The organism is Agromyces allii (genome assembly GCF_009749385.1).
Lineage (GTDB): Bacteria > Actinomycetota > Actinomycetes > Actinomycetales > Microbacteriaceae > Agromyces > Agromyces allii.
Genome location: NZ_WBIN01000011.1, coordinates 143,614 through 168,468 on the forward strand (window position 1 = coordinate 143,614; position 24,855 = coordinate 168,468).

General features: G+C 71.0%; 19 protein-coding genes. 7 read left to right on the top strand and 12 right to left on the bottom strand.

Translation table 11 applies throughout. From position 1 onward, the window contains the following. Positions 1-20: 20 nt before the first annotated feature. On the bottom strand, positions 21-1,385 hold the full coding sequence (locus tag GQR16_RS14490) for an NAD(P)H-dependent oxidoreductase (RefSeq protein ID WP_157415868.1): 1,365 nt from the start codon (positions 1,383-1,385) through the stop codon (positions 21-23). A 294-nt stretch (positions 1,386-1,679) separates the two neighbouring features. Beyond that, positions 1,680-2,684, bottom strand: coding sequence for an SDR family NAD(P)-dependent oxidoreductase (locus tag GQR16_RS14495; RefSeq protein WP_157415869.1), 1,005 nt, complete (start codon positions 2,682-2,684; stop codon positions 1,680-1,682). 118 nt (positions 2,685-2,802) lie between these two features. On the opposite strand from GQR16_RS14495, the gene GQR16_RS14500 reads away from it, so the two are divergent. After that, complete coding sequence (locus GQR16_RS14500; protein ID WP_157415870.1) at positions 2,803-3,393, top strand: TetR/AcrR family transcriptional regulator; 591 nt, start codon at positions 2,803-2,805, stop codon at positions 3,391-3,393. A gap of 94 nt (positions 3,394-3,487) precedes the next feature. Here the strand turns inward: GQR16_RS14500 and GQR16_RS14505 are convergent, their stop codons facing one another. The 8 genes from GQR16_RS14505 to GQR16_RS14540 form a co-directional block, all read right to left on the bottom strand. Next, entirely contained in the window at positions 3,488-3,958 is a 471-nt protein-coding gene (locus tag GQR16_RS14505) for a DUF3237 domain-containing protein (protein WP_157415871.1), read from the bottom strand. Then, positions 3,955-5,703, bottom strand: a complete 1,749-nt coding sequence (locus GQR16_RS14510) for a CocE/NonD family hydrolase (protein ID WP_157415872.1) — start codon at positions 5,701-5,703, stop codon at positions 3,955-3,957. The genes GQR16_RS14505 and GQR16_RS14510 overlap by 4 nt, the downstream gene beginning before the upstream one ends. A 135-nt stretch (positions 5,704-5,838) precedes the next feature. Continuing rightward, positions 5,839-6,345 carry a MarR family winged helix-turn-helix transcriptional regulator gene (locus tag GQR16_RS14515; RefSeq protein WP_157415873.1) on the bottom strand — a complete coding sequence of 169 codons (507 nt, stop codon included), beginning with the start codon at positions 6,343-6,345 and terminating at the stop codon, positions 5,839-5,841. Next, complete coding sequence (locus tag GQR16_RS14520) at positions 6,342-7,682, bottom strand: FAD-dependent oxidoreductase (protein ID WP_157415874.1); 1,341 nt, start codon at positions 7,680-7,682, stop codon at positions 6,342-6,344. Before GQR16_RS14520 ends, GQR16_RS14515 begins: the two co-directional genes overlap by 4 nt. A gap of 177 nt (positions 7,683-7,859) precedes the next feature. Continuing rightward, on the bottom strand, positions 7,860-10,436 hold the full coding sequence (locus GQR16_RS14525; protein ID WP_157415875.1) for a glycoside hydrolase family 2 protein: 2,577 nt from the start codon (positions 10,434-10,436) through the stop codon (positions 7,860-7,862). 104 nt (positions 10,437-10,540) lie between these two features. After that, on the bottom strand, positions 10,541-13,120 hold the full coding sequence (locus GQR16_RS14530; protein WP_157415876.1) for an alpha-L-rhamnosidase: 2,580 nt from the start codon (positions 13,118-13,120) through the stop codon (positions 10,541-10,543). Positions 13,121-13,123: 3 nt separating this feature from the next. Beyond that, positions 13,124-15,652: a glycoside hydrolase family 3 N-terminal domain-containing protein gene (locus GQR16_RS14535; protein WP_157415877.1), complete on the bottom strand. Its 2,529-nt coding sequence runs from the start codon at positions 15,650-15,652 to the stop codon at positions 13,124-13,126. 46 nt (positions 15,653-15,698) lie between these two features. Continuing rightward, on the bottom strand, positions 15,699-16,979 hold the full coding sequence (locus tag GQR16_RS14540) for an MFS transporter (protein ID WP_157415878.1): 1,281 nt from the start codon (positions 16,977-16,979) through the stop codon (positions 15,699-15,701). A 168-nt stretch (positions 16,980-17,147) separates the two neighbouring features. Between GQR16_RS14540 and GQR16_RS14545 the strand changes: the two genes are divergently transcribed. From GQR16_RS14545 to GQR16_RS14555, 3 genes are all read left to right on the top strand, one after another. Beyond that, positions 17,148-18,146 carry a LacI family DNA-binding transcriptional regulator gene (locus GQR16_RS14545; RefSeq protein WP_157415879.1) on the top strand — a complete coding sequence of 333 codons (999 nt, stop codon included), beginning with the start codon at positions 17,148-17,150 and terminating at the stop codon, positions 18,144-18,146. A gap of 118 nt (positions 18,147-18,264) precedes the next feature. After that, positions 18,265-18,768 (top strand): MarR family winged helix-turn-helix transcriptional regulator, encoded by a 504-nt coding sequence (locus tag GQR16_RS14550; protein ID WP_211373526.1) that lies wholly within the window; start codon positions 18,265-18,267, stop codon positions 18,766-18,768. A 53-nt stretch (positions 18,769-18,821) separates the two neighbouring features. Next, positions 18,822-19,799: a zinc-binding dehydrogenase gene (locus tag GQR16_RS14555; protein ID WP_157415880.1), complete on the top strand. Its 978-nt coding sequence runs from the start codon at positions 18,822-18,824 to the stop codon at positions 19,797-19,799. Positions 19,800-19,908: 109 nt separating this feature from the next. On the opposite strand, the gene GQR16_RS14560 is transcribed toward GQR16_RS14555, so the two are convergent. Next, positions 19,909-20,451: a MarR family winged helix-turn-helix transcriptional regulator gene (locus GQR16_RS14560; protein ID WP_157415881.1), complete on the bottom strand. Its 543-nt coding sequence runs from the start codon at positions 20,449-20,451 to the stop codon at positions 19,909-19,911. A gap of 102 nt (positions 20,452-20,553) precedes the next feature. Here GQR16_RS14560 and GQR16_RS14565 point away from each other — a divergent pair, with 102 nt between their 5' ends. Next, the gene (locus GQR16_RS14565; RefSeq protein ID WP_157415882.1) at positions 20,554-21,123 is read left to right on the top strand and encodes an NADPH-dependent F420 reductase; all 570 of its coding nucleotides are present in this window, start codon (positions 20,554-20,556) and stop codon (positions 21,121-21,123) included. A 155-nt stretch (positions 21,124-21,278) separates the two neighbouring features. Beyond that, positions 21,279-22,508 carry an AI-2E family transporter gene (locus tag GQR16_RS14570; RefSeq protein WP_157415883.1) on the top strand — a complete coding sequence of 410 codons (1,230 nt, stop codon included), beginning with the start codon at positions 21,279-21,281 and terminating at the stop codon, positions 22,506-22,508. Positions 22,509-22,546: 38 nt separating this feature from the next. Here GQR16_RS14570 and GQR16_RS14575 read toward each other — a convergent pair whose 3' ends face one another. Beyond that, positions 22,547-23,269, bottom strand: a complete 723-nt coding sequence (locus GQR16_RS14575) for a BMP family ABC transporter substrate-binding protein (protein ID WP_170298515.1) — start codon at positions 23,267-23,269, stop codon at positions 22,547-22,549. Between the two features lie 180 nt (positions 23,270-23,449). On the opposite strand from GQR16_RS14575, the gene GQR16_RS14580 reads away from it, so the two are divergent. Further along, positions 23,450-24,763, top strand: a complete 1,314-nt coding sequence (locus tag GQR16_RS14580; RefSeq protein WP_157415885.1) for a HupE/UreJ family protein — start codon at positions 23,450-23,452, stop codon at positions 24,761-24,763. The last annotated feature ends 92 nt before the right edge of the window (positions 24,764-24,855 follow it).

Genomic DNA, 24,855 nt, shown 5'->3' on the forward strand with positions numbered 1-24,855 from the left:
GGTCGGACGGTCAGACCGGTTCAGGCCGCGACGACAGCGTGTTCGGCGCGGAACTCGGCTTCGAGCTCGCGGCGGATCTGCACCGCGAACTGCGACTCGTCGAGCTGCACGTCGTCCCACGAGACCGTCTGGTCCTTGGGCACGTCGCGGATGAGCTTGGCGCCGTGCGCGAGCCCGAGGGGCAGCGCCTTGCGGTCGAGCGAGATGTGCGCGGGGGCGAGCTTGCCGAAGACCGTGTAGCCGCCTTCGCCGTCGAGCGTGTCGCCCGCGCGGAGGTCCTTCTTGGCCGTGGTCACGACGTCGCCGCGGAAGCCGGTGGGGGCGCCGGTGGCCTCGTTGCGGAGCACCGCGGCCGCGATCGAGACCCCGAGCTCGAGGCCGATCATGTGGTACGGCCGGTAGAGCGAGCCGTAACGGCCGGTCTCGTCGGTGTGCACGCCGTACTCCTTGAAGCACTGCACGGCGTAGTCGGTGGTCGCCTCGAACGTGACGTAGACACCCCAGCGCAGGTTGTCGGGCACCTCGCGCCCGTCGCGGTACATGCTCGACGCGATCTCGACCGTGCCGCGGCGCGTGAGGCTGCCGCCGCGCAGGCTGTTCTCGCGGAACACGGTAGGCAGGTCGTCCTTGCTGGCCGCCGGGAAGAGCAGGCCCTCGTCCTGCGGGATGAGGCCGGTGCCGTTGGCGACCGCCGCCATCTCGATGGCGGACTTGGTGCCGTCGAGGAACGAGTTGAACATCTTGGGGTTGTAGTCGCCGCTCGCGAGCTGCTCGTCGCTGAAGCCGTAGTAGTTCCACACGGTGTCGGGCGTCGAGTAGTTGTACTCGGGCAGGTACTTGGTGCCCTTGCCCGCTGCGACCACGTCGAAGCCGACGGTGCGGCACCAGTCGACGAGCTCGCAGATGAGGGCGGGCTGGTCGCCGTAGGCCATTGCGTAGATGACGCCCGCGGCCTGCGCACGACGCTGCAGGATCGGCCCGACCATGCAGTCGGCCTCGACGTTGACCATGATGACGTGCTTGCCGTGGTCGATCGCGGTGACGGCGTGGTAGGTGCCGACGAGCGGGTTGCCGGTGATCTCGAGGATGACCTCGACGCCGGGATGGGTGATGAGGGCGGTCGAGTCGTCGATGACCGCGGTGCCGCCGGTGCGGACCGCTTCGTCGAGCGAGCCGGCCGCGTAGCGCTCGGCCGGCCAGCCGGTGCGGGCGAGGGCGTCCTTCGCCTTGGGCACGTTGATGTCGGCGACGCCGACGACGTGGATGTTGGCGCTGCCGACGGCCTGGGTGAGGAACATCGAGGCGAACTTGCCTGCGCCGATGACGCCGACTCGGATCGGGCCGGCCTCGGCCGTGCGCTGCTGCATGAGCGTGAAGAGATTCACGAACCACTCCTTTGTAGTGCTCCCGACGAGGGCGATGCCAGGCGGAACTTGCGGATCTTGCGGAAACTTCGTATCGGAATGATGGTCAGACCATCACCGTTTCAAGGAGTGTAGGCATTGGTCTGACCATCTGTCAAGCAAGCCGCAGAAAGTGGCAAAGCGGGCTCCGGATGCCGCGGGCGGGCCGACGGCCGCGCGCGCGACCCGGTGCCGGGCGCGCGAAAAAGGGCGGGGCGGATGCCGCAGCATCCGCCCCGCCCTCGTGCACGCCGTGAGGCGTCGCGACTGTCCGGGTTACTGCACCGACCAGCCGCCGTCGGAGGCGAGGATCGCGCCGTTGATGTTGACGCCGTCGTCGCTCAGCAGGAACGTGATCGACGCGGCGAGGGCCTCGGCGGTCGCGACCGTCGGGATCGCACCCTGGAACGGCGCGAGGCGGGCCGAGCCGACCTCGGACACGTGCGGGGGGAACGGGATGCCGGTGGCGACGCCGCCCGGGGCGACGGCGTTGACGCGCACGCCCTGGAGCGCGTACATGAAGGCGGCCGACTTCGTGAGGCCGACGACCGCGTGCTTGGAGGCCGTGTAGGCGTTGCCCGACGCGTTGCCGCGCAGGCCCGCCTCGCTGGCGACGTTGACGATCGAGCCCTTGCCGGCCTCGAGCATGAAGGGCACGACCGCACGCGTGAGCTTGAACGTGCCGGTGACGTTGACGGCGATGACCTTGTCCCAGATGGCGTCGGGGGTCTCGTGGATCGGCGAGAAGTCGTCGTTGATGCCGGCGACGTTGGCGAGGCCGTGGATCGAGTCGCCTGCGGCGGCGACGATCGCGTCGATCGACTCCTGCTTGGTGATGTCGCCCGCGACGGGCACGATCTCGGCGCCGGGGATCGAGGCGGCGAACTCGTCGAGCTTCTCGGCCGAGATGTCGACGGCGACGACACGGCCGCCCTCGCGTGCGATGCGGCTCGCGGTGGCACGGCCGATGCCGGAGGCGGCGCCCGTGACGATGACGGTCTTGCCCGCGAAACGGCCGGAGGTGATCTTCTCGGCCCAGACCTTGGAGTCGCCGTCGTCTTCGGGGATGACGCCGCCGTTGACCGCCTTGACGAGCTCGTCGACGGCCGACTGGGGCATCTGGCCCTGGCTCATGACGACGAGCTGCTGGAGCGGGAGGCCCGCGATGGGCGCGAGCTGGTCGGTCGAGCCGCCGCCCTGGCCGACGAGGCCCTGAAGGGCTGCCGCACCTGCGGGGTCGGCGAGCCACTCGGCGATGGTGGAGTTGGCGGTGAGGGCCATGAGGTGTTCCTTTTCTGCTCCGAACTGGACACCTCCAGCCTAAACAACATCTGTCGGATATCCGACAATTGTCGGCGAAGTCACGGTTTCGACGTCGATCCAGTGCGACAATGCGGGAGTGAGTGAAGCGACCGACGACCGAGGCGAGCAGCGCGTCGACGCACGCGTCGAGCGCACGAGGCGCGCCCTCCAGCAGGCGGCGCTCGAGCTCGCGCGCGCGGGCCGCTTCGACGAGGCCACCGTCGCCGAGATCACCGACGCCGCGGGCGTCAACCGCTCGAGCTACTACCAGCACTACGACGACCGCGACACGCTGCTCGCCGACGCGATCGAGGCCGCCGAGATCGAGGCCGTCGCGGGCCTCGACGTGCCGACCGCCATCCCGACGCAGCTGCCGACGTCGATGGTCGCGTTCCTCGCGCACTTCGACGCCGACGCCGACCTCTACCGCCGACTCCTCGGCGAGCGCGGCTCCCCCATCGTCACGGCGCGCATCCGGGGCCGGTTCCAGGCGCAGGCCCGGGCGGGCGTCATCTCGTCGGGCACGACCGCGTTCGAGGGGCTGCCGATCGACATCGTCGCGGCGGGCATCGCCGGGTCGTGCCTCGCGGTCGTGCAGGCGTGGCTCGAGCTCGAACCGCGCCCGAGCGTCGAGACGGCCGCCGAGTGGGTGTGGCGCGTGCTCGTCGGCCCGGGCGAGCCGCTCTGAGTCGGGCGAGCGGATGCCGCGGCGCGGCGCCCGTCGCCACGCTCGCCGTCGGCCCGGCCGCGGGCTCCGCCGTCGGGCCCATGTGCGGCGGCGGTCAGTCGACCCGGTAGGCGTCGTACACGACCTCGCGTGGGCCGCGCGCGGCGACGCCGACGATGAGCTGCCGCTGCAGGTGAGCCAGGTCGGGGGCGGAGGTCTCGACCTCGACGTGCAGCCGGAACGTGTACCGCTCGGGCGGCACGACCTCGCCGCGCCCGAGCGCCGCGAGCACCTCGGGCGACCCCGAGCGGATGCCGTGCGTGCGCAGGTGCAGCAGGTCGCCCTCGCCCGTGCGCGCCGAGTAGCGCGTGTCGATCTCGATCGTGCCGTCGGGGCGCACGACCTGCCAGTCGGCACCGCCCGGGAGCACCTCGGCGTCGAGTCCGTCGCTGAGGCGCCCGCCGAGGATCGGCACGACCCGGCGGTGGCCGGCACTCGTCACGCCGTGGTCCTCGATGCCGTCGACGAGCACCTCGGCGCGGAACAGCTTCACGAGCCGGGTGGCCGGCGGCTCGACGCCGCTCATGCCCGGGTCCAGACGGGCAGCGTGATCGACGACGGGCGGACCGGCTCGTGGAAGACCTCCTGGTTCGCGGGCAGCAGTTCGACCTCGGTCGCGGCCGGGCCGCCGGTTCCGCCGTTGCGCGCGTACCGCGGGTAGGCGCCGGAGCTGACCTGCACGCGCACGCGGTTGCCGGCGGCGAAGCGATGCGCGGTCGGCCAGAGCGGCACCTCGACCTCCCACGCGCCGTCGTCGGTGCGCGGCGGGTCGGTGTGCCGCGTGCCGGGAGCGCCGATGCGACGGATCGCGTCGGTCACGCTGAGCGAACGGCCGTCGGGGTGCACCTCGGTGATCCGAACGAACACGTCGACGCTCGGGCGGTCGCTGCGCAGCCAGACCTTCGCGACGGGCGTGCCCGTGACGTCGAGATCCGCGGCGAGGGGCTCGCTCGTGAAGCACGCGACATCCTTCCGCTGCTCGTGCTCGCGGTCGTCGACCGCGCCGCCGTCGCCGCGCAGCACCGGACCGCCGGTCGAGGGCGTCGGGTCGCCGGCCGGGTCGTAGCGGAACGCCGTCGGCGCACCGGGCGCGGTCGGCGCCTCGGGCCCGACGCGTCCGCCGGCCCCGAGGTACCACTCGACGGGCCGCGTGCCGACCGGCGGCCAGGCCGACGAGTCGTGCCACTCCCCCGCGCCCGAGCCGCCGCCGCTGCCGCTGCCGCTGCCGCTGCCGCTGCCGCTGCCCGCGCCCTGCAGGAAGAACCGCACGGGGGCCGCGCGCGGGTTCGGGACGCCGCGGAACTGCTCGTCCCACATCGCGATCGCGTTCTCGATGTCGGCGATCGACGAGTCGGCCGAGTCGTGGCCCCACGGTCCGATCGTGAGCAGCGGCTGCCTCCCCTGCGCCACGAGGTCTTCATAGGTGCCGATCTGCCACGGCAGGAAGATGTCGTACCAGCCGGTCGTCATGCTGACGGGTGCCGTCACGCTCGCGACATCCGCCCGGTACGACTGCTCGGCCCAGTAGGGGTCGCGCAGGTCCTCGTGGTGCAGCCAGTCGGGGTACCACGGGATCGTCTCGCCGGTCGCGGCCCGGTCGCCCTCGACGAGCGGCGTGTGCCCGAGCGCACGCGTGAACCTCGTGTCGGGGCCGATCATCGTGAGGATGATCTTCGGGCTCTCGATGACCGTCATCATGCGGCTCCACGTGAGCGAGTTGCGCAGCGCGAACGCGCCGTGGTCCCACGTGATCGCGCCGAAGTCGGGCATCGTCACGGCGAGCGACATCGACTCGGCGGCGGTCTCTGGCTCACCCGCCCTGATCGCCGCGGCGGTCGCCGACCACTGCGTGAATCCGAGGTAGCTGCCGCCCGCCGACACGAGGTGTCCCGTGAACCACGACTGCGCGCGCACCCAGCGCAGCGTGTCGAGCCCGTCGGACGCCTCGCTCCGCTGCGGCACGAACTCGCCGCCGGACCCGTGCGTGCCGCGCACGCTCTGGAGCAGCACCGGGAACCCGCGGCTCGCGAGCGGCATGGGCAGCCGTGCGCGGAACGTCGACGAACGGCCGTACGGCGTGCGCATCACGACCGTCGGCGTGCCCGGCTCGATGCGATCGGGCATGAGCAGGTCGCCGACGAGCACCGTGCCGTCGCGCATCGGGGTCTCGACGCGCGAGATCTCGACGTGCCGGTCGCCCGGCTCGAACCCCCTGAGGGTGCGGCGCATGGTCGCGTCGGCGATGCGGTCGGAGAGGGTGCGTCGGGTCATTCGTCTTCCTTGACGGTCGGGTGGGGCGGGCTCGGGATGGGGGTGGGGCGTGCAGGCTGGGGTGTTCGGGTGCTGCGGTGCTTCGGGTGTTGCGGTGCTTCGGGTGTTGCAGTGTTCGGGTGCTGCAGTGTTCGGCTAACCGGCTTCGGAGGTCGGGCGGATGCCGCGGTCGGCCCGTGATCGTTCCTGCAACGTGTCGCGCAGCCGTTCGAGGGCGGGCAGCGCGGCGGCGAGCGCCGCCGCGTCGGCCGGATCGAGGTCGGCGAGCGCGTCGCCGACGAGGTCGGCGCTGGCTGCGTCGAACCGTTCGAGCAGTCGGTGCGCCTTGGCCGAGGCGCGCACCTCGACGCGGCGGCGGTCGGCGGCATCCGTCGCCCTCGTGACAAGCCCGGCGGCCTCCATCGACTTCAGCAGGTTGCTCACCGTCGTGCGATTGAGGCTGAGGTCGTCGGCGAGCTCGACCGGGCTGCGCGTGATGCCGGCGGGCAGTGCGCGGAGCACCTCGATCTGCGCGTCGGGGATGTCGGGCAGGTGCTCGGCCGCGCGCGCGGCGCGGAGGAGGCTCCGCCGGAGCGGCGAGATCAGGCCGCTGAGGCGCGCGACGTCGAGGCCCTCGGGTCGGGCGCCGTCGAGGCCGCTCATGCGTGCACCTGCGGCGTCAACGACGAGCGCTGGTTGAGGAGCTCGGGGTGGAATCCGGCCGCCACCTTGTAGGAGTCGGCGATCTGCCGCAGCTCGGCCTCGGGGATCACGTCGTGGATGTCGGCGAACCCCTGCGGTGCGCGCTCATGGGCGAGCTGCATCACGCGCTCGGGGCCGAGCTGCCTGGTCATGTCGCTGAGCTTCGTCGTCGCGGGGCGACGGTCTGCCTCGTATGCGGCGAGCGCGGCGTCGATCGCGGTGTCGTCGGCGGCCTCGCCGGCCGCCCCCGCCAGGTGGAACGCGAGCGTGCGCGCGTCGAGGATCGCCTGCGATGCACCGTTCGACCCGTTCGGATACAGCGCGTGCGCGGCGTCGCCGAGCAGGGTCGTGCGGCCGACCGTCCAGCTCGCGAGCGGGTCGCGGTCGACCATCGGGTACTCGAGGATCTCGTCGGCCGCCGCGATCACGCCCGGAACGTCGAGCCAGTCGAAGCGCCAGTCGGCGAAGAGCTCGACGATGGGCGCGGGGTCGACGGCGTGGTTCCAGTCGGCGGTCTCGTCGACGCCCTCTGGTGCACGGCGCTCGGCGATGAAGTTCACGCGCGCGAACCCCTCGGGCGCTGCCTCGCCGGTCGCGCCGGCGGCCAGCGGGTAGGCCACGAACTTCTGCTCGGCGTCGCCCGCCATGATCATCGTGCGGCCGTCGAGGTACGTCGGGACCACCGCGGTGCCGCGCCAGAGCACGAGCCGGTTCCACGGGGGCGCGCCCTCGCCAGGGTTCGCCTGCGCGCGGATCGCGGAGTGGATGCCGTCGGCGGCCACGACGACGTCGGCGTCGAGCACGAGCTCGTCGCCCGCGGCATCCGCGAACCGCACGCGCTCGACGCGACGGACCGCGCCGCCCGCGCCCTCCGCCCCGCCCTCGGCGACCTCGACGCCGTGCTCGACGCCCGTCGCGCGCCAGCCGAGCCGGATCGCGTCGGCGCCGAAGCGCTCGCGAACCGCCTCGACGAGCAGCAGCTGGAACTCGCCGCGGTGCACCGACAGCTGCGGCCACCGGTAGCCGGCGTCGAGCCCGCGCGGTTCGCTCCACACGGGCTGGCCGAAGCGGTTGAAGTAGGCGAGGCGCCCGGGCGCTGCGGCGATCGCGGCGACCCGATCGGCGAGGCCCAGCTCGGTGAGCTCGCGCACGGCGTGCGGCAGCAGGTTGATGCCGACGCCGAGTGGGCGCAGCTCGGAGGCCCGCTCGATCACCGTCACATCCTCGAACCCCGCACGCCCGAGACTCAGGGCGGTCGCGAGCCCGCCGATGCCGGCTCCGATGATGACGATCTTCACGCTGCCTCCTTGCAAGTGGTGAATTGAGTTTGGAACAAACACAATTCCTTGTCAAGGGGGGGCGGACGCGCGACGGGTCGCCCGCGTCACGGGTGTTCGACGCATCCGGGACCCGATGAACCGCGCCCGGATTCGGCGAACCCCCGTGGCGCAACCGAGGGAGGAGCGGAGTGCCGCTCAGGCGGGCGGCACCGGGGCCACGAGCTGGTTGCCGCTGCGCAGCACGCGCGGGTCGGCGACGGCCTCGGCCGAGAACGCGCCGAGCGCGCCGGGCGCATCGGGCGACGAGACTCCGCTCACGGTGAACACCCACGACTCCCCCGGCAGCAGCGTCACGAGGCCCGAGTCCACCGAGGCGTGCGCGTCGAGCTTGTCGACGAGCAGCGTCAGGTCGCGCACGACGGAGCTCCCGGCCGTGACGGTTACGGCGACGACCCCGGCACCGGTCGAGGCGGTTTCGACCGTCAGGCCGGCCGCCGCGAGCGCGCTGTCGCGCGGCTCGGCGAACCACCAGAGCCCGCGCACGTCGCCGAGCGAGGCCACGAGCAGCTCGCCCGCGGCATCCGTCGCCTCGGCGACCTCGACGGGCACCGGCGCGGTGAGCGCCGAACGTGCGGGCACCTCGACGGATGCCGCGGCTCGCGCCAGCACCGACCCGTCGAAGCCGCGCCGCTCGAGCACGACCTCGCCCGACCAGGCGTCGTCGGTGTCGTTGCCGACGATCGCGGCGAGGCCGGGCGCCCCCGAGCCGTCGCCCCGCGGCTGGATCGACACGACGCGCGGCGCGAACGCGTTGCGGATCGCGTGCAGCAGCGGCTTGGCGTGCCCGTCACCGTCGATCGCGGCCCACGAGGTGACCGGCCAGCAGTCGTTCAACTGCCACACGACGGCGCCCGCGGTCTTCGGCCAGTGCGACCGGTAGTGGTCGAGAGCGCACGAGATCGCGTTGGCCTGGTTGAGCTGCATGGCCCAGTGCCACGTCTCCATATCGTTCGGCACCCGGTAGTGGCGCACGAGACCCGCGGTGAGCTTCGCGTTGCCGTCGATCGCCTTCTGGTGCACGATCATGCCGGGCGACTCGGGGGTGAGCGGGTCGTCGCCGATCGCCCTGGTGAGCGTCGACCACGCGGGAGGACCCTGCCAGCCGAACTCGGCCACGAACCGCGGCTCGAGGTCGCGGTAGTGCGGCCAGTCCTTCTGGTTCCACAGGTCCCAGACGTGCATCGTGCCGTGCGCCTCGGCGTTCGGGTGCTCGCCGCCTGGGCTGAACGGGCTGCCCGGCGCATACGGCACGTGCGGTGCGAGCTCGGCCACGAGCTTCGGAAACAGCTCGTGGTAGTAGTACGCGCCCCAGGTGCGGCCGTCGAGCGCGAGCTTCCAGCCCCAATCCTCGTAGCCCCAGAGGTTCTCGTTGTTGCCCGTCAGCAGGGCGAGCGACGGATGGTGCGCGAGGCGCACGATGTTGTCCCGCGCCTCGGCGGCGACCTCCGAACGCAGCGGCTCCTCCTCGGCGTACGCCGAGCACGCGAACAGGAAGTCCTGCCACGTCAGCAGTCCCAACTCGTCGCAGAGGTCGTAGAAGTCGTCGGACTCGTAGATGCCGCCGCCCCACACGCGCACGAGGTTGAGCCCTGCGGATGCCGCCTGCGTCAACCGTTCGCGATACCGCGTGGCGTCGACCCGCACGGGGAACGCGTCGTCGGGAATCCAGTTGACGCCCTTCACGAGGATCGGCTGCCCGTTGACGACGAGCTGGAACGGGGTGCCGTCGGCATCCGGTTCGGTGTTCCAGCGCAGGTCGCGGAAGCCGACTACCCGGTGGGTCGAATCGATGACCTGCTCGCCATGCAGCCGCACGTCGACGACGTAGCGCGGCTGCTCGCCGTAGCCCGCCGGACACCATCGCTCGACCTCGTCGAGTTCGAGGCGCACACTCGCGCGATCGCCGACGACCGCAACCACGGTCGACGGGATCGCCTCGGCCAGACCCGGGCCGTTCACCGCGACCGATACGACGAGGGGCGAGCTCTCGACGACCCCGGGCGCACGCGCGATGGCGACCTCGACCACGACGCTGCCGCCCGCACCCTCCGCCGCGGTCTCCCCAGCGGTCTCGGCGCGCACGAGCACCCGGTCGAACCGCGCCGTCGACCAGCGCTCCCACCGCACCGGCCGCCAGATGCCGCTCGTGGCCGTCGCGATGCCCCAGTCCCAGCCGAAGCTGCACGCCGACTTGCGGATCGCATCGAACGGCGTCGGGTACGGGCGCGGGCGGGCGCCGAGCACGACGCTCTGCGCGTTCGCGTACTTCACCGGACTGCGGAACGCCACCACGAGGTCGTTCGCGCCGGCCTGCACGAGCGTCGACACATCGAACCGGTGCGTGCGGTGCTGGTTCGCGACCTCGGCGACGACCGCGCCGTTCAGCGTCACGGTCGCCACGGTGTCGAGCCCGTCGAAGACGAGTTCATGCACGGATGCCGCGGCGAGCTCGTCGGGCGTCGGCTCGAACGTGGTCTCGTAGGTCCAGTCGACCAGGCCGATCCACGCCAGCGCCGCCTCGTTGTCGTCGAGGTACGGATCGGGGATGAGCCCCTCGCGCAGCAGGTCGAGGTGCACGACGCCCGGCATCTCGGCGGCAATCTCGCCTGCCCCGACGTCATCTGGCACCGGTCCGGATGCCGCGCGCACGCGCCATCCGTCATGCAGAGTTCGGTCGACCCTGTGCTGCTGGTTCGGCTGCTGCGATGACACGCTCGTGGTCTCCGGGGTTCCGTCGTCGGACACGGCAACGCTACCGACTCCGGCTCCGCCTCGCGGAGACGCGCTCCGGGCGATCAGCCGGTCGGCGGGTCAGGTCAGCCGATCACGCCGGCCGTGTCACGCACGAGTTCGCACGTGAACACGTGCGTGCCGCTCGTGCGCTCGTGCCGGCTGCCGTCGGGAAGCTCGATCGTGCACCGCGTCGAGACCGGAACCTCGACATGCAGCTCGAAGCTCGTGCCGTCGACGGTCCAGGCCGAGGAGGCCCGCCCGTACGGCGTCTGCACGGCGCCGCTCGCCGAGGTCAGGCCGCCGCCGGGGATCGGCGCCACGCGGAACGACCGGTATCCGCCCTCGACGGGTTCGATGCCGGCGACGCGGCGGTAGAGCCAGTCGCCGACCGCACCGGCCGCGTAGTGGTTGAACGAGACCATGCCGCCGCTGGAGTCCTCGCCGTCCTTGCCGGAGCCGAGGTCGGCGATGTTCACCGTGCCGTCGGGGCGCAGCGCGTCCCAGCGTTCCCAGATCGTGGTGCCGCCGGCCTCGATCATGTAGAGCCACGACGGAGCACCGGTCTGCAACAGGAGGTCGTACGCCTCATCGACGCGACCGTGATCGGAGAGCGCGAAGAGGATGTACGGCGTTCCGGGGAATCCGGTGCGCAGGTGGCCGCCTGCCTCGTCGATGAGCCGCACGAGGTTCGCGGCCATCGCCTCGGTCTCGTCGCCCTCGGTCATGCCGAAGTGCAACGGCAGCACATAGGCCGTCTGGAACTCTTCTTTCAGCAGGCCGTGGCCATCGGTGAACACCGAACGGTACGCCTTCACGACCTCGTCGCGTTGGGCGCGGTAGCGCGCGGCATCCGCGTGTTCGCCGAGCAGGTCGGCGATCTGCGCGACCAGGCCGCAGGAGTTCGCGAAGTAGGCCGTGCCGATCCACTTGCCCTTCTTGATCCAGTCCTTCGCCGAGCCATCGGGCGAGGTCCAGTCGCCGAAGTGGAACGGGTACTGCCAGATGTTGCGCTGATCACCGACCGAGAGCAGACCCGACCACCACTCGGCGGCCTTCAGGAACCTGGTCATCGTGGGGTACTGGCGACGCAGCAGCCCGAGGTCGCCGCGCGCGAGGTACTCGGCCCACGGCGCGAGCACGCACACGTCGCCCCAGCACGAGGTCGCCATGACCGGGAAGCCGTTGCCCGACCGCGGCACCACCATGGGGATGCCGCCACCGCGCGACTGCTCGGCCGAGACGTCCCGAAGCCACTTGTCGAGGAACCGGCTCATGTCGAAGTTGTAGCTCGCGGTCGTCGCGAACACGGCGTAGTCGCCGGTCCAGCCCTCGCGCTCGTCGCGCTGGGGGCAGTCGGTGGGAATGTCGACGAGGTTGGAGCGGCCGCCCCACTCGATCGCGTTCTGCAGCCCGTTCAGCAGCTCGTTCGAGCACGAGAACTCGCCCGTCGGCGTCAGGTCGGAGTGCAGCACGAGGGCCGTGAGTTCGAGGTCGGCCGGGTCGATGCCGCGCACGCCCACGAACCGGAAGCCCATGTACGTCTGCCGCGGCGAGTATTCCTGCTCGCCGTCGACGCAGGTGTACGTCGCGGTCGCCTTCGCCGTGCGCAGCGACTTCACGAACAGTTCGTCGTCGACGAGCACCTCGGCGTGGCGGAACACCACGGTCTGCCCGTGCGTGCCCCTGATGCGAGCCCGGATGACGCCCGCGAAGTTCTGGCCGAAGTCGTAGACGAGCTCGCCGCTCGGGCTCACGGTCTGCGTCACGGGCGTGAACTCGCGCTGCACGCGCACCGGCGCACCGTACTGGGCGAGCAGCTTCGGGGTCGTGCGCGGTGACGTGAGGTCCACCGACTTCCACGTCATGGCTTCGGGCGTCATGGTCGCGTCGAAGGTCTCGCCGTCGTACCACTCGGCCATGCGCACGGGGCCGTCGGTGCTGACCTGCCAGTCGGGCCCGGTCGCCAGGACGTCCTGGGATCCGTCCTCGAACTCGAGGTGCACCTCCAGGAGCAGCGCCTGCCGGTCGGCGTAGATCATGTTCTTGCGCGCGAACGTGAACGACCCGACGGCCCAGCCACCGGCCACCGTCGCGATGAGGGTGTTCGCGGCATCCGCACCGCTCGCGAGCCGGTCGGTCACGTCGTAGGTCTGCACCTGCATCTGGTTCGCGTACGAGGTGAACCCGGGCGCGAAGTAGTCCTCGCCGACCTTCGCACCGTTGAGGTCGAGCTCGTAGACGCCGAGCGCGGTCGCCTCGATCCACGCGCGCCGCACGGGCTTGGGCAGTTCGAAGCTCGTGCGGAACACCATGGGCACCGGCGACTGCTTCTTCGGCGTGCGGTACGCGGCATCCGTGATCCAACGGGCGATCCACGGCCGTTCGAGGCGGCCGGTGCGGAACGAGGTCTCGGCGACCGCGGTCGCGCCGCTCGTACCGGTCACCTCGACGCGCACCGGGTAGTCGGTGTGCGGCGCGAGTGCCCCCTCGTAGCGGATGCCGACCTGCTCGTGCGTGGTCACTTGCCAGTCGCCGACGCGGATCACGGCCGACGCGAGTGCCTCACCGGGGGTCGTCGAGGCCAGCGCGAAGGCGAAGGCCGGTGCCTCGTCGGTGACGCAGCCGGATTCGAGTCCATCGACGGTCAGGCGGGTGATCTGCATGGTTCAGCTTTCGATTCGTTCGGTGGTTCGGGCTGCGGTGGTTGGGCTTCGCTTCAGCATGCGCCGAAGTCCGCGAACCGGATGCCACGCCGCGATGTCGACGATGCCGGCCGCGACCTCGTGCGACAGGCCGCCCGACGACGACATGGTCATGCTCCGCAGCGACATGAACGGCATCATCCGCATCACGAAGTGCGAACTCTTCAGCCGGGCATCGCGTTCGAGCGACTCGGGCATCGCCATCGCCGACCGGTAGCCGCGGCTCACCGCGCCGACCACGACCGCGTGCATGATGGCGCCCATGACCGAGCGCTTCGCGTCGACCAATCGCGTCTCGAGGCTCAGCCGCCGCGAACGATCGGGGGTCGGCACGGGCGATCCGAGCAGCTCGGGGAAGCTCGCCGGAATCGTGGCCGGAGGCATCGCGTAGTCGGCATCGACCGCCGCCGAGTAAGGCGAACGCGAGTCCTGCCCGGTCGTCACCACGAGCGGTGCCGCGAGTCGGGCCTCGGCTGCGGATGCCGCGAGCACCACCTCGTACGTTCCGTTCTCGAGCACCCAGCCATGCTGCGCGACGTCCCAGTAGGCGAGGTCGGCGAGGTCGAACGAGAGCGCGATCCGCGTGGACTCACCGGCCGCGAGTCGCACCTTGGTGAACGCGCGCAACTCCTTCTCGGCCTTGAACACGGCGCCGTCGTTGTTGCGCACGTAGAGCTGCACGACCTCGGCGCCGTCGCGCTCCCCCGTGTTCGCGATGGTCGCGGCGGCCTCGACCCGGTCGTCGCTCACGCGAACGTCGAGGTCGCGGTAGGCGAACGACGTGTACGAGAGCCCGTGGCCGAACGGGAAGCGAACCGCGGTGCCGGCCCGGTCGTGGAAGCGGTAGCCGACGTAGATCGATTCGGCGTACTGCGAGATGCGCTCACGATCGAAGTCGGCGCACGAGCTCGACTCGGCGTGGGTTCGGGTCCAGGTCTCGGCGAGCTTGCCCGACGGGTTCGCCTCGCCGAACAGCAGCGCGGCCGTCGCCTCGCCGCCGTACATGCCCGGCAGCGAGAGGTTGAGCACGGCCGCGAGTTCGTCGACGAACGGCAGTTCGACGGGCGCCCCCGCGAAGAGCACGAGCACGACGCGCGCGCCGGTGTCGAGGACCTGGCGCAACAGTGCCGTCTGGTGCTCGCCGAGTCGCATGTGCTCGCGGTCGAAGCCCTCACTCTCCTCGAGGTCGTCGAGACCGCCGAAGAACAGCACGGTGCCCGCCGACCGGGCGAGCGCCACCGCCTCGTGTTCGAGCGCGGCATCAGCGGTCTTCGACAGGCTGCGATACCCCCGGGCGTACGCGTACTCGATGCCGCGGCGGTCGAAGGCGTCCTTCGGGGCGATCACCTCGGGCGGGCTGATCAGCGAGGAGCCCGCGCCCTGGAAGCGCATCTTCTCGAACATCTCGCCCACGACCGCGAGCGAACCCGCGACGGCCGCGGCGTTCATCGGCAGCGTGCCGTCATTGGCGAGCAGCACGGCACCCTCGGTCGCGATCTCGCGCGCGAGATCGGCGTGCGCGGCGGGGTCGCTCAGTGGCGCGGAACGGTTCCCCGCAGCCGCGCCCGCCACCCTCGCGGCTCCCGTCGTGCGCTCGACGAGCCGCAGCATCCGCCGCACCGCCTCATCGAGCGTCTCGGGCGCGATGCGTCCGTCGCGCACGCCGGCGAGCAGCTGCTCCCGGTTGTACCGGACCTCGCCCGGCATGTCGAGCTCGCACCCGGCGTTCAGGCTCGCGATGCGGTCGTGGGTGGCACCCCAGTCGGTCATCACGACCCCGTCGAACCCCCACTCCTCGCGGAGGATGCCGGTGAGCAGCATCCGATTGTCGGAGCAGAAGGTGCCGTTGATCGCGTTGTAGGCACACATGACCGTCGCCGGCTTCGCCTCGTTCACGATGCGCTCGAACGCACGCAGGTAGATCTCGCGGAACGCCCGCTCGTCCACGAGGCTGTCGCCGACGAAGCGGAAGTTCTCGTTCTGGTTCGCGGCGAAGTGCTTGACGGATGCCGCGACGCCCTCGCCCTGCACGCCCTGCACGAAGGCACTCCCGAACGCCCCCGAGACGAGCGGGTCTTCGGAGGAGTACTCGAAGTTGCGCCCGCACAGCGGGTTGCGCTTGATGTTCACGCCGGGGGCGAGGAGCACGTGCACGTCGTGGTCGACGCTCTCGCGGGCGATCGCCTGGCCCATACGCCGGGCCAGTTCGGGGTTCCACGTGTTCGCCACCGTGACCGACGTCGGAAAGGCCGTCGTCGGCTCGTTGTCGGCCAGCCCGAAGGCGCCCGCCGCATCGCGCACCTTGCGGAGCCCGTGCGGGCCGTCGGTGACGTACAGCCGCGGGATGCCGAGCCGCTCGATGCCGTTCGTGTTCCACGAGTCGACGCCCTCGAGCAGCAGCACCTTCTCGTCGAGGCTGAGCTGCGCGATCAGGTCGTCGATGGTGGCGGACGACTCGGTCGGCGATGCGGTGTGCGGTGCGGTGGTGCCCATGGAGTGCCTTCAGCTTGCGGTCGGGGTTGCCTCGGAGTGCCGGTGCTCAGCGCACCGAGCGGATGCGGAGGATCACGAGCCCACCAGCGAGCACGAGGGCCGCCGCGATGAGGTAGAGCAGCGAGTAGTTCTTCTCGCCTCCGGTCACGCCGATGAGCAGCACGGCGGGCGCCACGAGCGGTGCGACCGATTGGGGAATCGAGGTGGCGAACCCGGTGATGCCCATGAAGCGGCCCGCATCCGTGGCCTTCTCGGGGAGCACATCGAGCAACAGCGCCTGGTCGACGGCCGAGAACAGGCCGATGCCGACGGAGACGATGAGCGAGCCGGCGATAAGCGCGGTGACGTCGGCGGACAGTGCCATGAGGAGCATGCCCGCAGCCATGATCACGCCGCCGGCGAGCACGAACACCTTGCGCCGGCGGAAGCGGTCGGAGAGGAAGCCGCCGCCGAGAGCCCCTACCGTCACCGCGAGCACTCCGGCGCCGCCGAGCGCGGCGATGATGCCGGCGACCTCGGCCAGCGAGATGTCGAGCCGAGCCGAGAAGAAGAAGGCCGTGAACGTGGTGTTGAGCGTGAGACCGAAGTAGAAGAGGAATCGTCCGAGCCAGTTCCACGAGAAGTCGGGGTACAGCTTGGGGTTGTAGAGGTACTTGCGCAGCACACCGCCGAGCGTGATGGTGTCCTTGACCATGCCGCGGCTGTCGTCTTCGTGCACGAGCGTCACGAACAGCGTGACGAGCACGACGCCCACGATGCCGGGGATGAGGAACAACAGGAGCGCATTGCCGGTGACGCCGAACGTCAGGATGACCCCGAAGACGGGCGCCACCTGGGTCGCGAACCCGGTGAGGCCCGCGACCTTGCCGCGCTGCGCTTCGGGGAGCCGGTCGGCCGTGGAGATCTGCAGGTTGCTGAGCACCGTGCCCCAGCCCCACTGGGCGAGCACCCAGCCGAGGCCGAGCACGAACAGGGTGGGCGCGAGCGCCATGACGACGAGCGAGACCACGCCGACGGCCATGCCGCCGATCATGAACGGGCGACGACGACCGAGCGCGGTTCGCGTGCGGTCGCTCCAGATGCCCATGAAGGGCGAGGTGAGCATCACGAAGAGGGCGCCGGCGCCGGTGATGTAGCCGAGCGTCTCCTCGTGTCCCGGGGCGAGCTCGTTCACCCGGATCGAGAGCGAGATGGCGAGCGGGGTGATGAAGGCCATGAAGACGCCGAACTGCGCCAGGACCATGAACCAGATGTATCTGGCGTTCACCTTGGGCAGGTCGGTCACCGCATCTGGTTCATCGACGGTCGTGGTCTCGTTCGTGGTCATGCGGACTCCATTGTCATGAGTGATGCGTGGGGGTGGGGCATCCGCTCGGGCTCGCCTGGTCGGCTCGGCTGGTTCGGCCTGCGATCACTAGCGCGTGCTAGCGGATGACGGCGATGCTACATTAGGGTGGCTAGCGCGCGCAAGTGCACGAAATCGAAGGAGATGCGGATGCCGCAGACGACGAAGACTCGCCGAGTCACCGCCGCCGACATCGCACGTTCGCTCGGCATCTCGCGCGCGACGGTGGGGTTCGTGCTGAACGACACCCCGGGCCAGACGATCTCGCCCGCGACCCGCACCCGCGTGCTCGACGAAGCGGCCCGGCTCGGCTACCGCCCGCACATCGCCGCGCGCGCGCTCGCGAGCGGGCGCACGCGCATCGTGATGCTCGTGCTGCCCGACTGGCCGCTCGACTTCAACCTGCGCCGCAACATCGAAGAGGCCTCGCTCGCCCTCGATGAGGCCGGGTACGCGCTCATCACCTACACGCCCCACCCCACCGGTCGCGCCCGACCACTCTGGGAGACCCTGCAGGCCGACGTCGTGATGGCGATGACCACCTGGGCCCCCGGGCAGGTCGAGTCGCTTCGCGCCGCGGGCGTCACCCGCATCTTCCCCGACCCCGAGGCGCCACCCGCTGCCGAGTGGCACGAAGAGGGGCCGGTCCTGCAGGTGCAGCACCTCGTCGATCTCGGCCACCGCAGCATCGCGTTCGCCGGATCGGCCGACCCCCGCATCGCCGACCTCGTCACGATGCGGCGAGCGCTCGCGAACTCCGCCGCAGGCGACCTGGGGCTCGACCAACTGCCCACGGCCGATCTCGACCTGACGGATGCCTCCGCCGGCGCCGCCATCGCCGACTGGCGCGCCGCCGGCGTCACGGGCATCGTCGCCTACAACGACGACGTGGCCGCGGCCCTCACCGGCGCCGCCCTCCGGCTGGGCCTCACGGTTCCCGGCGACCTCTCGATCATCGGCCACGACGACACCCCGCTCGCATCGACCTTCGAACCGCGCCTCACCACGATCCGCGTCGACACCGTCGGCCTCGGCCGGTTCTTCGCCGAACTCGCCCTGAGCTCCGTCGAAGACCGGCCCGAACCGACCGCCGGGCCGGAGCTTCGCGTCGCCCTGATCGAGCGGACCTCCACAGCCCCCATCGGCTGAGTCCCGTCACGCCTCACGCGCGTCGCGCATCCGCGACGCGCGTTGCCGCTCGCATCCCCGGGCAGCGTCATCCGCGCATAGAATTGTGCACAACTGAATTGCGTGCAATACTCTTGGGATGGCCGTGACCGACGAAATGGTGTGCTTCTCCCTCTACGCCGCCTCCCGCGCCACGACGCAGGCGTACCGCGCTCTGCTCGAGCCGTGGGGCCTGACGTACCCGCAGTACCTCGTGCTCGTCACGCTCTGGCGCGAGGGCGAGCAGACCGTCTCTTCGCTCGGCGAGCACCTGCAGCTCGACTCGGGCACGCTGTCGCCACTGCTGCGGCGCATGGAGGTCTCCGGGCTCGTGCGCCGAGAGCGACGGGCCACCGACGAACGCATCGTGAACGTCGTCATCGGCTCGCGCGGCACGGAACTGCGAGCCGAACTCGAGCACATCCCGGCGCAGATCGCCGCCGGAACCGGGCTCGGCACCACCGAAGCCGCAGCGTCGCTCATCCGCACCCTGCAGCAACTCACCGCCACGATGCAGGCCGCCACCGAGGCGGCCGCTGGCGCGACCGGCGCTCCGACCGGCGCTGCGGCGGGCACTGCGGGCGCACCCACGCGCGACCGCTGACCTCGCCGACACGTTCGTGTCGGCATCCGAAGACCAACGAACGGAGCCGCCTCATGCGCGCACTCATGCACTCCACCTTCGACGCCCCCGAGACCGTCCTCGCGGTGCAGGACGTTCCGCTACCCGAGCCCGGGCCGAACCAGGTTCGCGTGCGTACGCTGCTCTCGCCGATCCACAACCACGACCTGTGGACCGTGCGCGGCACCTACGGGTTCAAGCCCGAACTCCCCGCACGCGCCGGCACCGAGGCCGTCGGCGTCGTCGATGCGCTCGGCGCCGACGTCACCAACCTGCAGGTCGGTCAGCGCGTCGCCACGGGCGGCACGTTCGGCGTCTGGTCCGAGTACTTCGTGGCCGGCGCCGCCGGACTCATCCCGGTGCCCGACGCCCTCTCCGACGAGGCGGCCGCCCAGCTCGTGTCGATGCCGTTCAGCGCGCTCAGCCTGCTCCACTCCCTCGACCTGAAGGAGGGCGACTGGCTCGTGCAGAACGCCGCCAACGGCGCGGTCAGCCGCATGGTCGCCCAGATCGGCGCCGCGCGCGGCTTCAACGTCGTCGGGCTCGTGCGGCGCGCCGAGGGCGTCGCCGAACTGCGCGAGCAGGGCATCGTGAACATCGTCGCGACCGACTCCCCCGACTGGCGCGAGCAGGTCGCCGCCATCACCGGTGGCGCGCCGATCATCGCCGGTGTCGACTCCGTCGGCGGCACCTCGGCGGGCGACGTGCTGTCGCTGCTCGCCGCGAACGGCACGCTCGTCGTGTTCGGCGCCATGGAGTCGCCCACGATGAAGATCGCCTCGGGCGACATCATCTTCAAGCAGGTCACCATCAAGGGATTCTGGGGCAGCACGGTCAGCCGCGAGATGGATGCCGAAACGCGCACCGCGCTCTTCGGCCAGCTCATGGGCCACGTGCTCTCGGGCGAACTCACCCTGCCGGTCGCCGGCATCTTCTCGCTCGAGGACATCGCGGGTGCCTTCGAGGCGAGCACGACCGCCGGCCGCGTGGGCAAGGTGCTGCTGCGCCCGTAGGTGCTCCGCGCCGCATTCACACGAACGCGACCTCGACCGAATCCCTCGGGCGAGGTCGCGTTCGTGCAGTTCAGAGGCGGCGGATGCTTCGGGGCACTCGGCTGGTCGATTACGCGGCCGCGTCGGGTGTCGTCTTCGCATCGGATGCCGCGGCCTCGCTCAGGCCCGCATGGCACTGCGTCGCCGACATGCGCCCCTCTGGGTCGAGCCGGGCAAGGATGCTCGCGCTGATCGCCGCGAGCTGGGCGAGTTCGTCGGGTGCGAGGGCATCGAGCACGTTCGAGCGCACCGTCGCCACGTGACCCGGAGCCGCCTTCTCGAGCACGGCGCTGCCTGCAGCCGTGAGGCGCGCGTTCGTCGCGCGCTTGTCTTGGGGGCACGGGAAGCGCTCGAGCAGGCCCTTCTGCTCGAGGCGCCGGGCGACGTGCGAGAGCCGAGGGAGCGTGGCGTTGGTCTGCGAGGCGAGCCGGGTCATGCGGCTGGTCTGCTCGGGCGAGGCCGCGAGCACCGAGAGCACGAGGTACTCGAAGTGGGTGAGCTCGACGTCGCGCAGCAGCTGCGCGTCGAGCATGGTCGGCAGCAGTTCGCTCACGGCGACGAGCCTGGCCCATGCCGTGGCTTCGGCCGGAGAGAAGGGCTGGGTCGAGGTCATGGATCGATTCTAGCGCATTGGTTGTCATGACAACCAATGTCGTGCTACGGTTTAGTTGTTCCAACAAGTAAACCGCCGAATCGGCATCACGAGGAGAACCACATGACCACGGTCAGCATCATCGGAAACGGCAACATGGGCACCGCGATCGGCGGCCTGCTGGCCGACGGCGGCACGACCGTCGAGTACGTCGACCGCGCCACCACCGACATCACGGGCGACATCGTCGTGCTGGCCGTGCCGCACCCCGCTCTCGCGCAGATCGTGGCCGAGCGCGCCGACCAGCTCGCCGGCAAGGTCGTCGTCGACATCACGAACCCCCTCGACTTCTCGACCTTCGACGGCCTCGTCGTCGACGCCGACGGCTCGGCCGCGGCAGACCTCGCCGCCGCGCTCCCCCAGTCGCGCGTGCTCAAGGCCTTCAACACGAACTTCGCGAGCACCCTCGCGTCGAAGACCATCGGCGAGGCTGCGACCACCGTGCTCATCGCGGGCGACGACGCCGACGCCAAGGCGCTGCTCGCCTCGGTCGTCAGCGCCGGCGGCGTCAAGGCCGTCGACGCGGGTTCGCTCAAGCGCGCCCGCGAGCTCGAGTCGCTCGGGTTCCTCCAGCTCACCCTCGCCGTGCAGGAGAAGATCTCCTGGACCGGCGGGTTCCCGCTCGCCGCATAGTCGACGGCCGACCGGACGAACCACCCGAACGGGCGGGGCTGCAGATGCGGCCCCGCCCGTTTCGTCGTGTCGCCGCCCATGACGCACGACGCCGCGCCTGACGAATCCTCATCGAATCCGCCACCGGAGGCCCGCCGAGCGCTAGCCTGACCTCGATGTGGTGGAATCGGAAGAACCCGAAACCCGCGCCCGAGGCGGCGCCCACGGCCGACGCGGTGCCCTCGACCGTGAACCGCAACGCCCTCCTGCTCGCCGGCCTCGGCGGCGGCGTGCTCGCGGTGTTCGGGCTCGCCGCGATCTCGTCGATCGTGGCCCCGGTCTTCCTCGCCCTCGTGCTCACGATCTGCGCGAACCCCGTGCGCACCGCGCTCGAGCGTCGCCGCGTGCCCACCGGCATCGCCACCGGGGTCGCCATCGTGACGGTGCTCGCGCTCATCGTGGTGTTCGGCTACGCGGTGGCCGTCGCCTTCAGCCAGTTCGCCAGCCTCCTGCCGCAGTTCGCCCCCCAGATCCAGGCCGCCGTCGAGAGCCTGGGCGCGGCGCTCGCGAAGATCGGCATCGGCTCCGACCAGATCTCCTCCGTCATCGGCAGCTTCGACGCGGGTTCGATCGTCAATGTCGTGTGGGGGCTGATCGGCGGGCTCGCCGGAGCCACGACGACGTTCGTGATCATCTTCACGATGGTGCTGCTGATGGCCATGGATTCGGCCCTGCTGCCCGGGGTGCTCCGGCAGATCGAGCCGCACCGGGCCCTGCTCGTGCACTCCCTCCGCGACTACGCGAGGAACGTGCGACGCTACATGGTCGTCACCACCGCGCTCGGCGTCGCGCAGGGTCTCATCAACTGGTTCGTGCTCGTGCTGCTCGGCGTGCCGGGTGCCTTCATCTGGGGACTGCTGTCGTTCATCTGCAGCTTCATCCCCAACGTCGGCTACTTCATCGCGATCATCCCGCCGATCATCTTCGGCGGTCTCACGGGCGGATGGCCGACGGTCATCGCCGTCATCGTGCTGTACGGCGTCGTGAACGCCGGCGTGCAGTCGATCGTGCAGCCTCGAGTGGTCGGCAACGCGGTCGCCCTCAGCCAGAGCATCACCTTCTTCTCGGTGCTCTTCTGGGCCATCGTGCTCGGGCCGACCGGCGCGATCCTCGCGATCCCGCTCACGCTGCTCGTGCGCATGCTCCTCGTCGACACCAATCCGCGCATGCCGTGGATCAGGCCCCTGCTCGGCGACAACACCGCGTCGAAGCTGGCGAAGGCCGAGGCCAAGGCCGCCAAGGCCGCCGCATCGAGTTCGCTCGCCGACGGCGAGGCCGGGGCGACGACCGATGAGGCGCCCGAGCCCGGATCACCCGGATCGACGGCGAGGCCGACGACCGACTAGTCGCCGCCGCTCATCCGGCGGGTGCTCCGAAGGCCCGCCTACGCGCGCGGCTCGGGCAGCGAGACCACGACGCCGGTCACGCCGTGCAGCACCGCGGCGACGCCCGCCGCGACCGCGTCGCCGGCCCGTGCAGGCGTGACCGCCGCGGCATCCTGCACGTCGTCGGTGATGCCCGTGCCGCGGAACGTCGCGCCCGGCCAGACGACCGATGTGACGTTCTCGGTGGGCTCGCCGAGCTGCGCGCCGAGCACGAGGTACTGCTGGTCGAGGTGCTGGGCGGTGCCGTAGGCGAACTCGTCGACCACGCCGTCGCCCGCGCCGATCACGAGGTCGGCGTCGGCGGCGGTGGCCTGCTCGAACGTCGCGATGAGCTCCTCGGCGTCCGCGGCGGCGGGAAGGACGGTGGACTCGGCGCCCACGCGAACGGCCCACGCCTCGACCGCACCGACGATCGTGTCGGTCGCCGCGTCATCCCTCGCCCGCACCACGACGACCCGGAAGCCGGCCGGCACCTCGACCCGCCCCCATGAGCCCGGCTCCGGCGCGATCGTCGCCTCGGGCGACGGACTCACGTCATCGCCGAGGAAGCCGGCGTCGAGCACCCCGATCGAGCCGCCGACTCCCGGCGCAGTCGCGCCCGAACCGCCGACGGCCGTGCCTGCGATCGAGCACGCGCTCGCCCCGAGCGCGACGCCGAGGCCGACCGCGAGCAGGAGGCCGACCGCGACGGGTCCGGCCGCCGGACGTCCGAGGCCGGGCAATGGACTGCGAGGGAGGGAACGAGGCACCCGGCGATCGTGCCCGTTCCACCCGACCCGGTGCCGACCCCGCGGTGCAGCGGAGGTGAACGGCGAGCGAACGCTCGGCCGTTCGTCTCGCGGTCGCCGCACGTTCACCTCGCTGCGGCAGGGTACCCGGCGACCCCGAAGGAGCACTGCCCGATGCGCCACGCCACCCCCAGCCCGACCGCACGAGCCGCATCGAGGAGCGACGCCTCGAGGAGCGCCGTCCAGAGGAGTGCCGTCTCGAGGTTCGCCGCGGCCGGCATCGCCGTCGCGCTCGCCGCGCTCGGCACGGCCGGCGTGCTCGTCGGCGCGACCCCGGCTGCGGCGCACGGGTTCTCGTCCACGGTCTACGTCGACGCGACCGAGGCGCAGGGCGGCGGCATCCGCGCCGAGCTCGATCTCGAATACGACCTGCTCGTGGTCTCGGCCGCCGAGAACGAGCACGACGACGCATTCTTCGACGACGGGATGTCGCTCTTCGAGACGGGCAGCGAGGCCGAGGCGCTGAACGAGCACGCCGACACGGTCGTGCGCTACGTCGCCGAGCGGTTCACGGTCTCGTCCGGCGGCACCGCCTGCGCGCCGAGGCGCGTCGGCGAGCTGGGCGCGCACGAGCGCGACGGCGTGCCGTACGCGCAGCTGACGCTGCAGTACGCGTGCCCCGAGACATCCGGAACCGATGCCGCCGAGAACGAGCCGACCATCGCGGTGCGCAGCACCCTCTTCGCCGATGACGAGGGGTACGTCACCGGCACCGAGACGATCCTCGACTACGCGTTCGGCGACGCCGTCGGCAGCGCGGCGCTCGACGCCGCGGACCCCGAGTTCTCGACGGGGCAGGCGTGGACCGAGCGTTTCGGCGAGTTCTTCGTGCTCGGCGCGGAGCACCTGCTCTCGGGCGCCGACCACATCCTGTTCCTGCTCGCGCTCATCGTCGGCTCCCGGCGCCTGCGCGACGTCGTGCTGGCGGCGACGAGCTTCACGATCGCGCACTCGGTGACGTTCCTGCTCGCCGCGGTCGGCATCGTGAACGTGCCGGCCTCGGTCGTCGAACCGATCATCGCGCTGTCGATCGCCGTCGTGGCGCTCGTGTACCTCTGGCAGGTCTGGCGGCAGCGCGGCCAGGCGCTCGTGACGCCGACCGCGCCGACCGGCCGCCTCGGGCTCACGCGCACCGACTGGCTGCGGCTCGCCGTGGTGTTCGGCTTCGGCCTGATCCACGGCCTCGGCTTCGCCGGCGCGCTCGGCATCGACGAGCCGTGGTCGTGGTCGCTGCTCGGCTCGCTCCTGGTGTTCAACGTCGGCATCGAGGCCGTGCAGATCGCCATCATCCTCGTGGTGTTCCCGCTGCTGGCGACGACCCGCTCCCGGGCTCCGCGCACCGGGCTCTGGGTGGGCGTCATCGTCTCGGCCGGCGTCGCGCTCATGGGGCTCCTCTGGTTCGTCGAGCGCCTGCTCGGGCTCGGCTGACGCCACGCGGCATCCGCCCGGGATTCGGTTGCGGGCCATCGACCGTCGGACGGATGTTCAGGTCCGGTTCACGCCGCGGGACGACCGTTGGG

Bases quoted from the DNA above. Each gene is read 5' to 3' on its own strand.
- GQR16_RS14495 (WP_157415869.1), bottom strand. From the start codon at position 2,684: ATGGCCCTCACCGCCAACTCCACCATCGCCGAGTGGCTCGCCGACCCC.
- GQR16_RS14505 (WP_157415871.1), bottom strand. From the start codon at position 3,958: ATGAGCGGCGTCGAGCCGCCGGCCACCCGGCTCGTGAAGCTGTTCCGC.
- GQR16_RS14510 (WP_157415872.1), bottom strand. From the start codon at position 5,703: ATGACCCGACGCACCCTCTCCGACCGCATCGCCGACGCGACCATGCGC.
- GQR16_RS14515 (WP_157415873.1), bottom strand. From the start codon at position 6,345: ATGAGCGGCCTCGACGGCGCCCGACCCGAGGGCCTCGACGTCGCGCGC.
- GQR16_RS14530 (WP_157415876.1), bottom strand. From the start codon at position 13,120: ATGCAGATCACCCGCCTGACCGTCGATGGACTCGAATCCGGCTGCGTC.
- GQR16_RS14535 (WP_157415877.1), bottom strand. From the start codon at position 15,652: ATGGGCACCACCGCACCGCACACCGCATCGCCGACCGAGTCGTCCGCC.
- GQR16_RS14540 (WP_157415878.1), bottom strand. From the start codon at position 16,979: ATGACCACGAACGAGACCACGACCGTCGATGAACCAGATGCGGTGACC.
- GQR16_RS14545 (WP_157415879.1), top strand. From the start codon at position 17,148: ATGCCGCAGACGACGAAGACTCGCCGAGTCACCGCCGCCGACATCGCA.
- GQR16_RS14550 (WP_211373526.1), top strand. From the start codon at position 18,265: ATGGCCGTGACCGACGAAATGGTGTGCTTCTCCCTCTACGCCGCCTCC.
- GQR16_RS14555 (WP_157415880.1), top strand. From the start codon at position 18,822: ATGCGCGCACTCATGCACTCCACCTTCGACGCCCCCGAGACCGTCCTC.
- GQR16_RS14560 (WP_157415881.1), bottom strand. From the start codon at position 20,451: ATGACCTCGACCCAGCCCTTCTCTCCGGCCGAAGCCACGGCATGGGCC.
- GQR16_RS14565 (WP_157415882.1), top strand. From the start codon at position 20,554: ATGACCACGGTCAGCATCATCGGAAACGGCAACATGGGCACCGCGATC.
- GQR16_RS14570 (WP_157415883.1), top strand. From the start codon at position 21,279: ATGTGGTGGAATCGGAAGAACCCGAAACCCGCGCCCGAGGCGGCGCCC.
- GQR16_RS14580 (WP_157415885.1), top strand. From the start codon at position 23,450: ATGCGCCACGCCACCCCCAGCCCGACCGCACGAGCCGCATCGAGGAGC.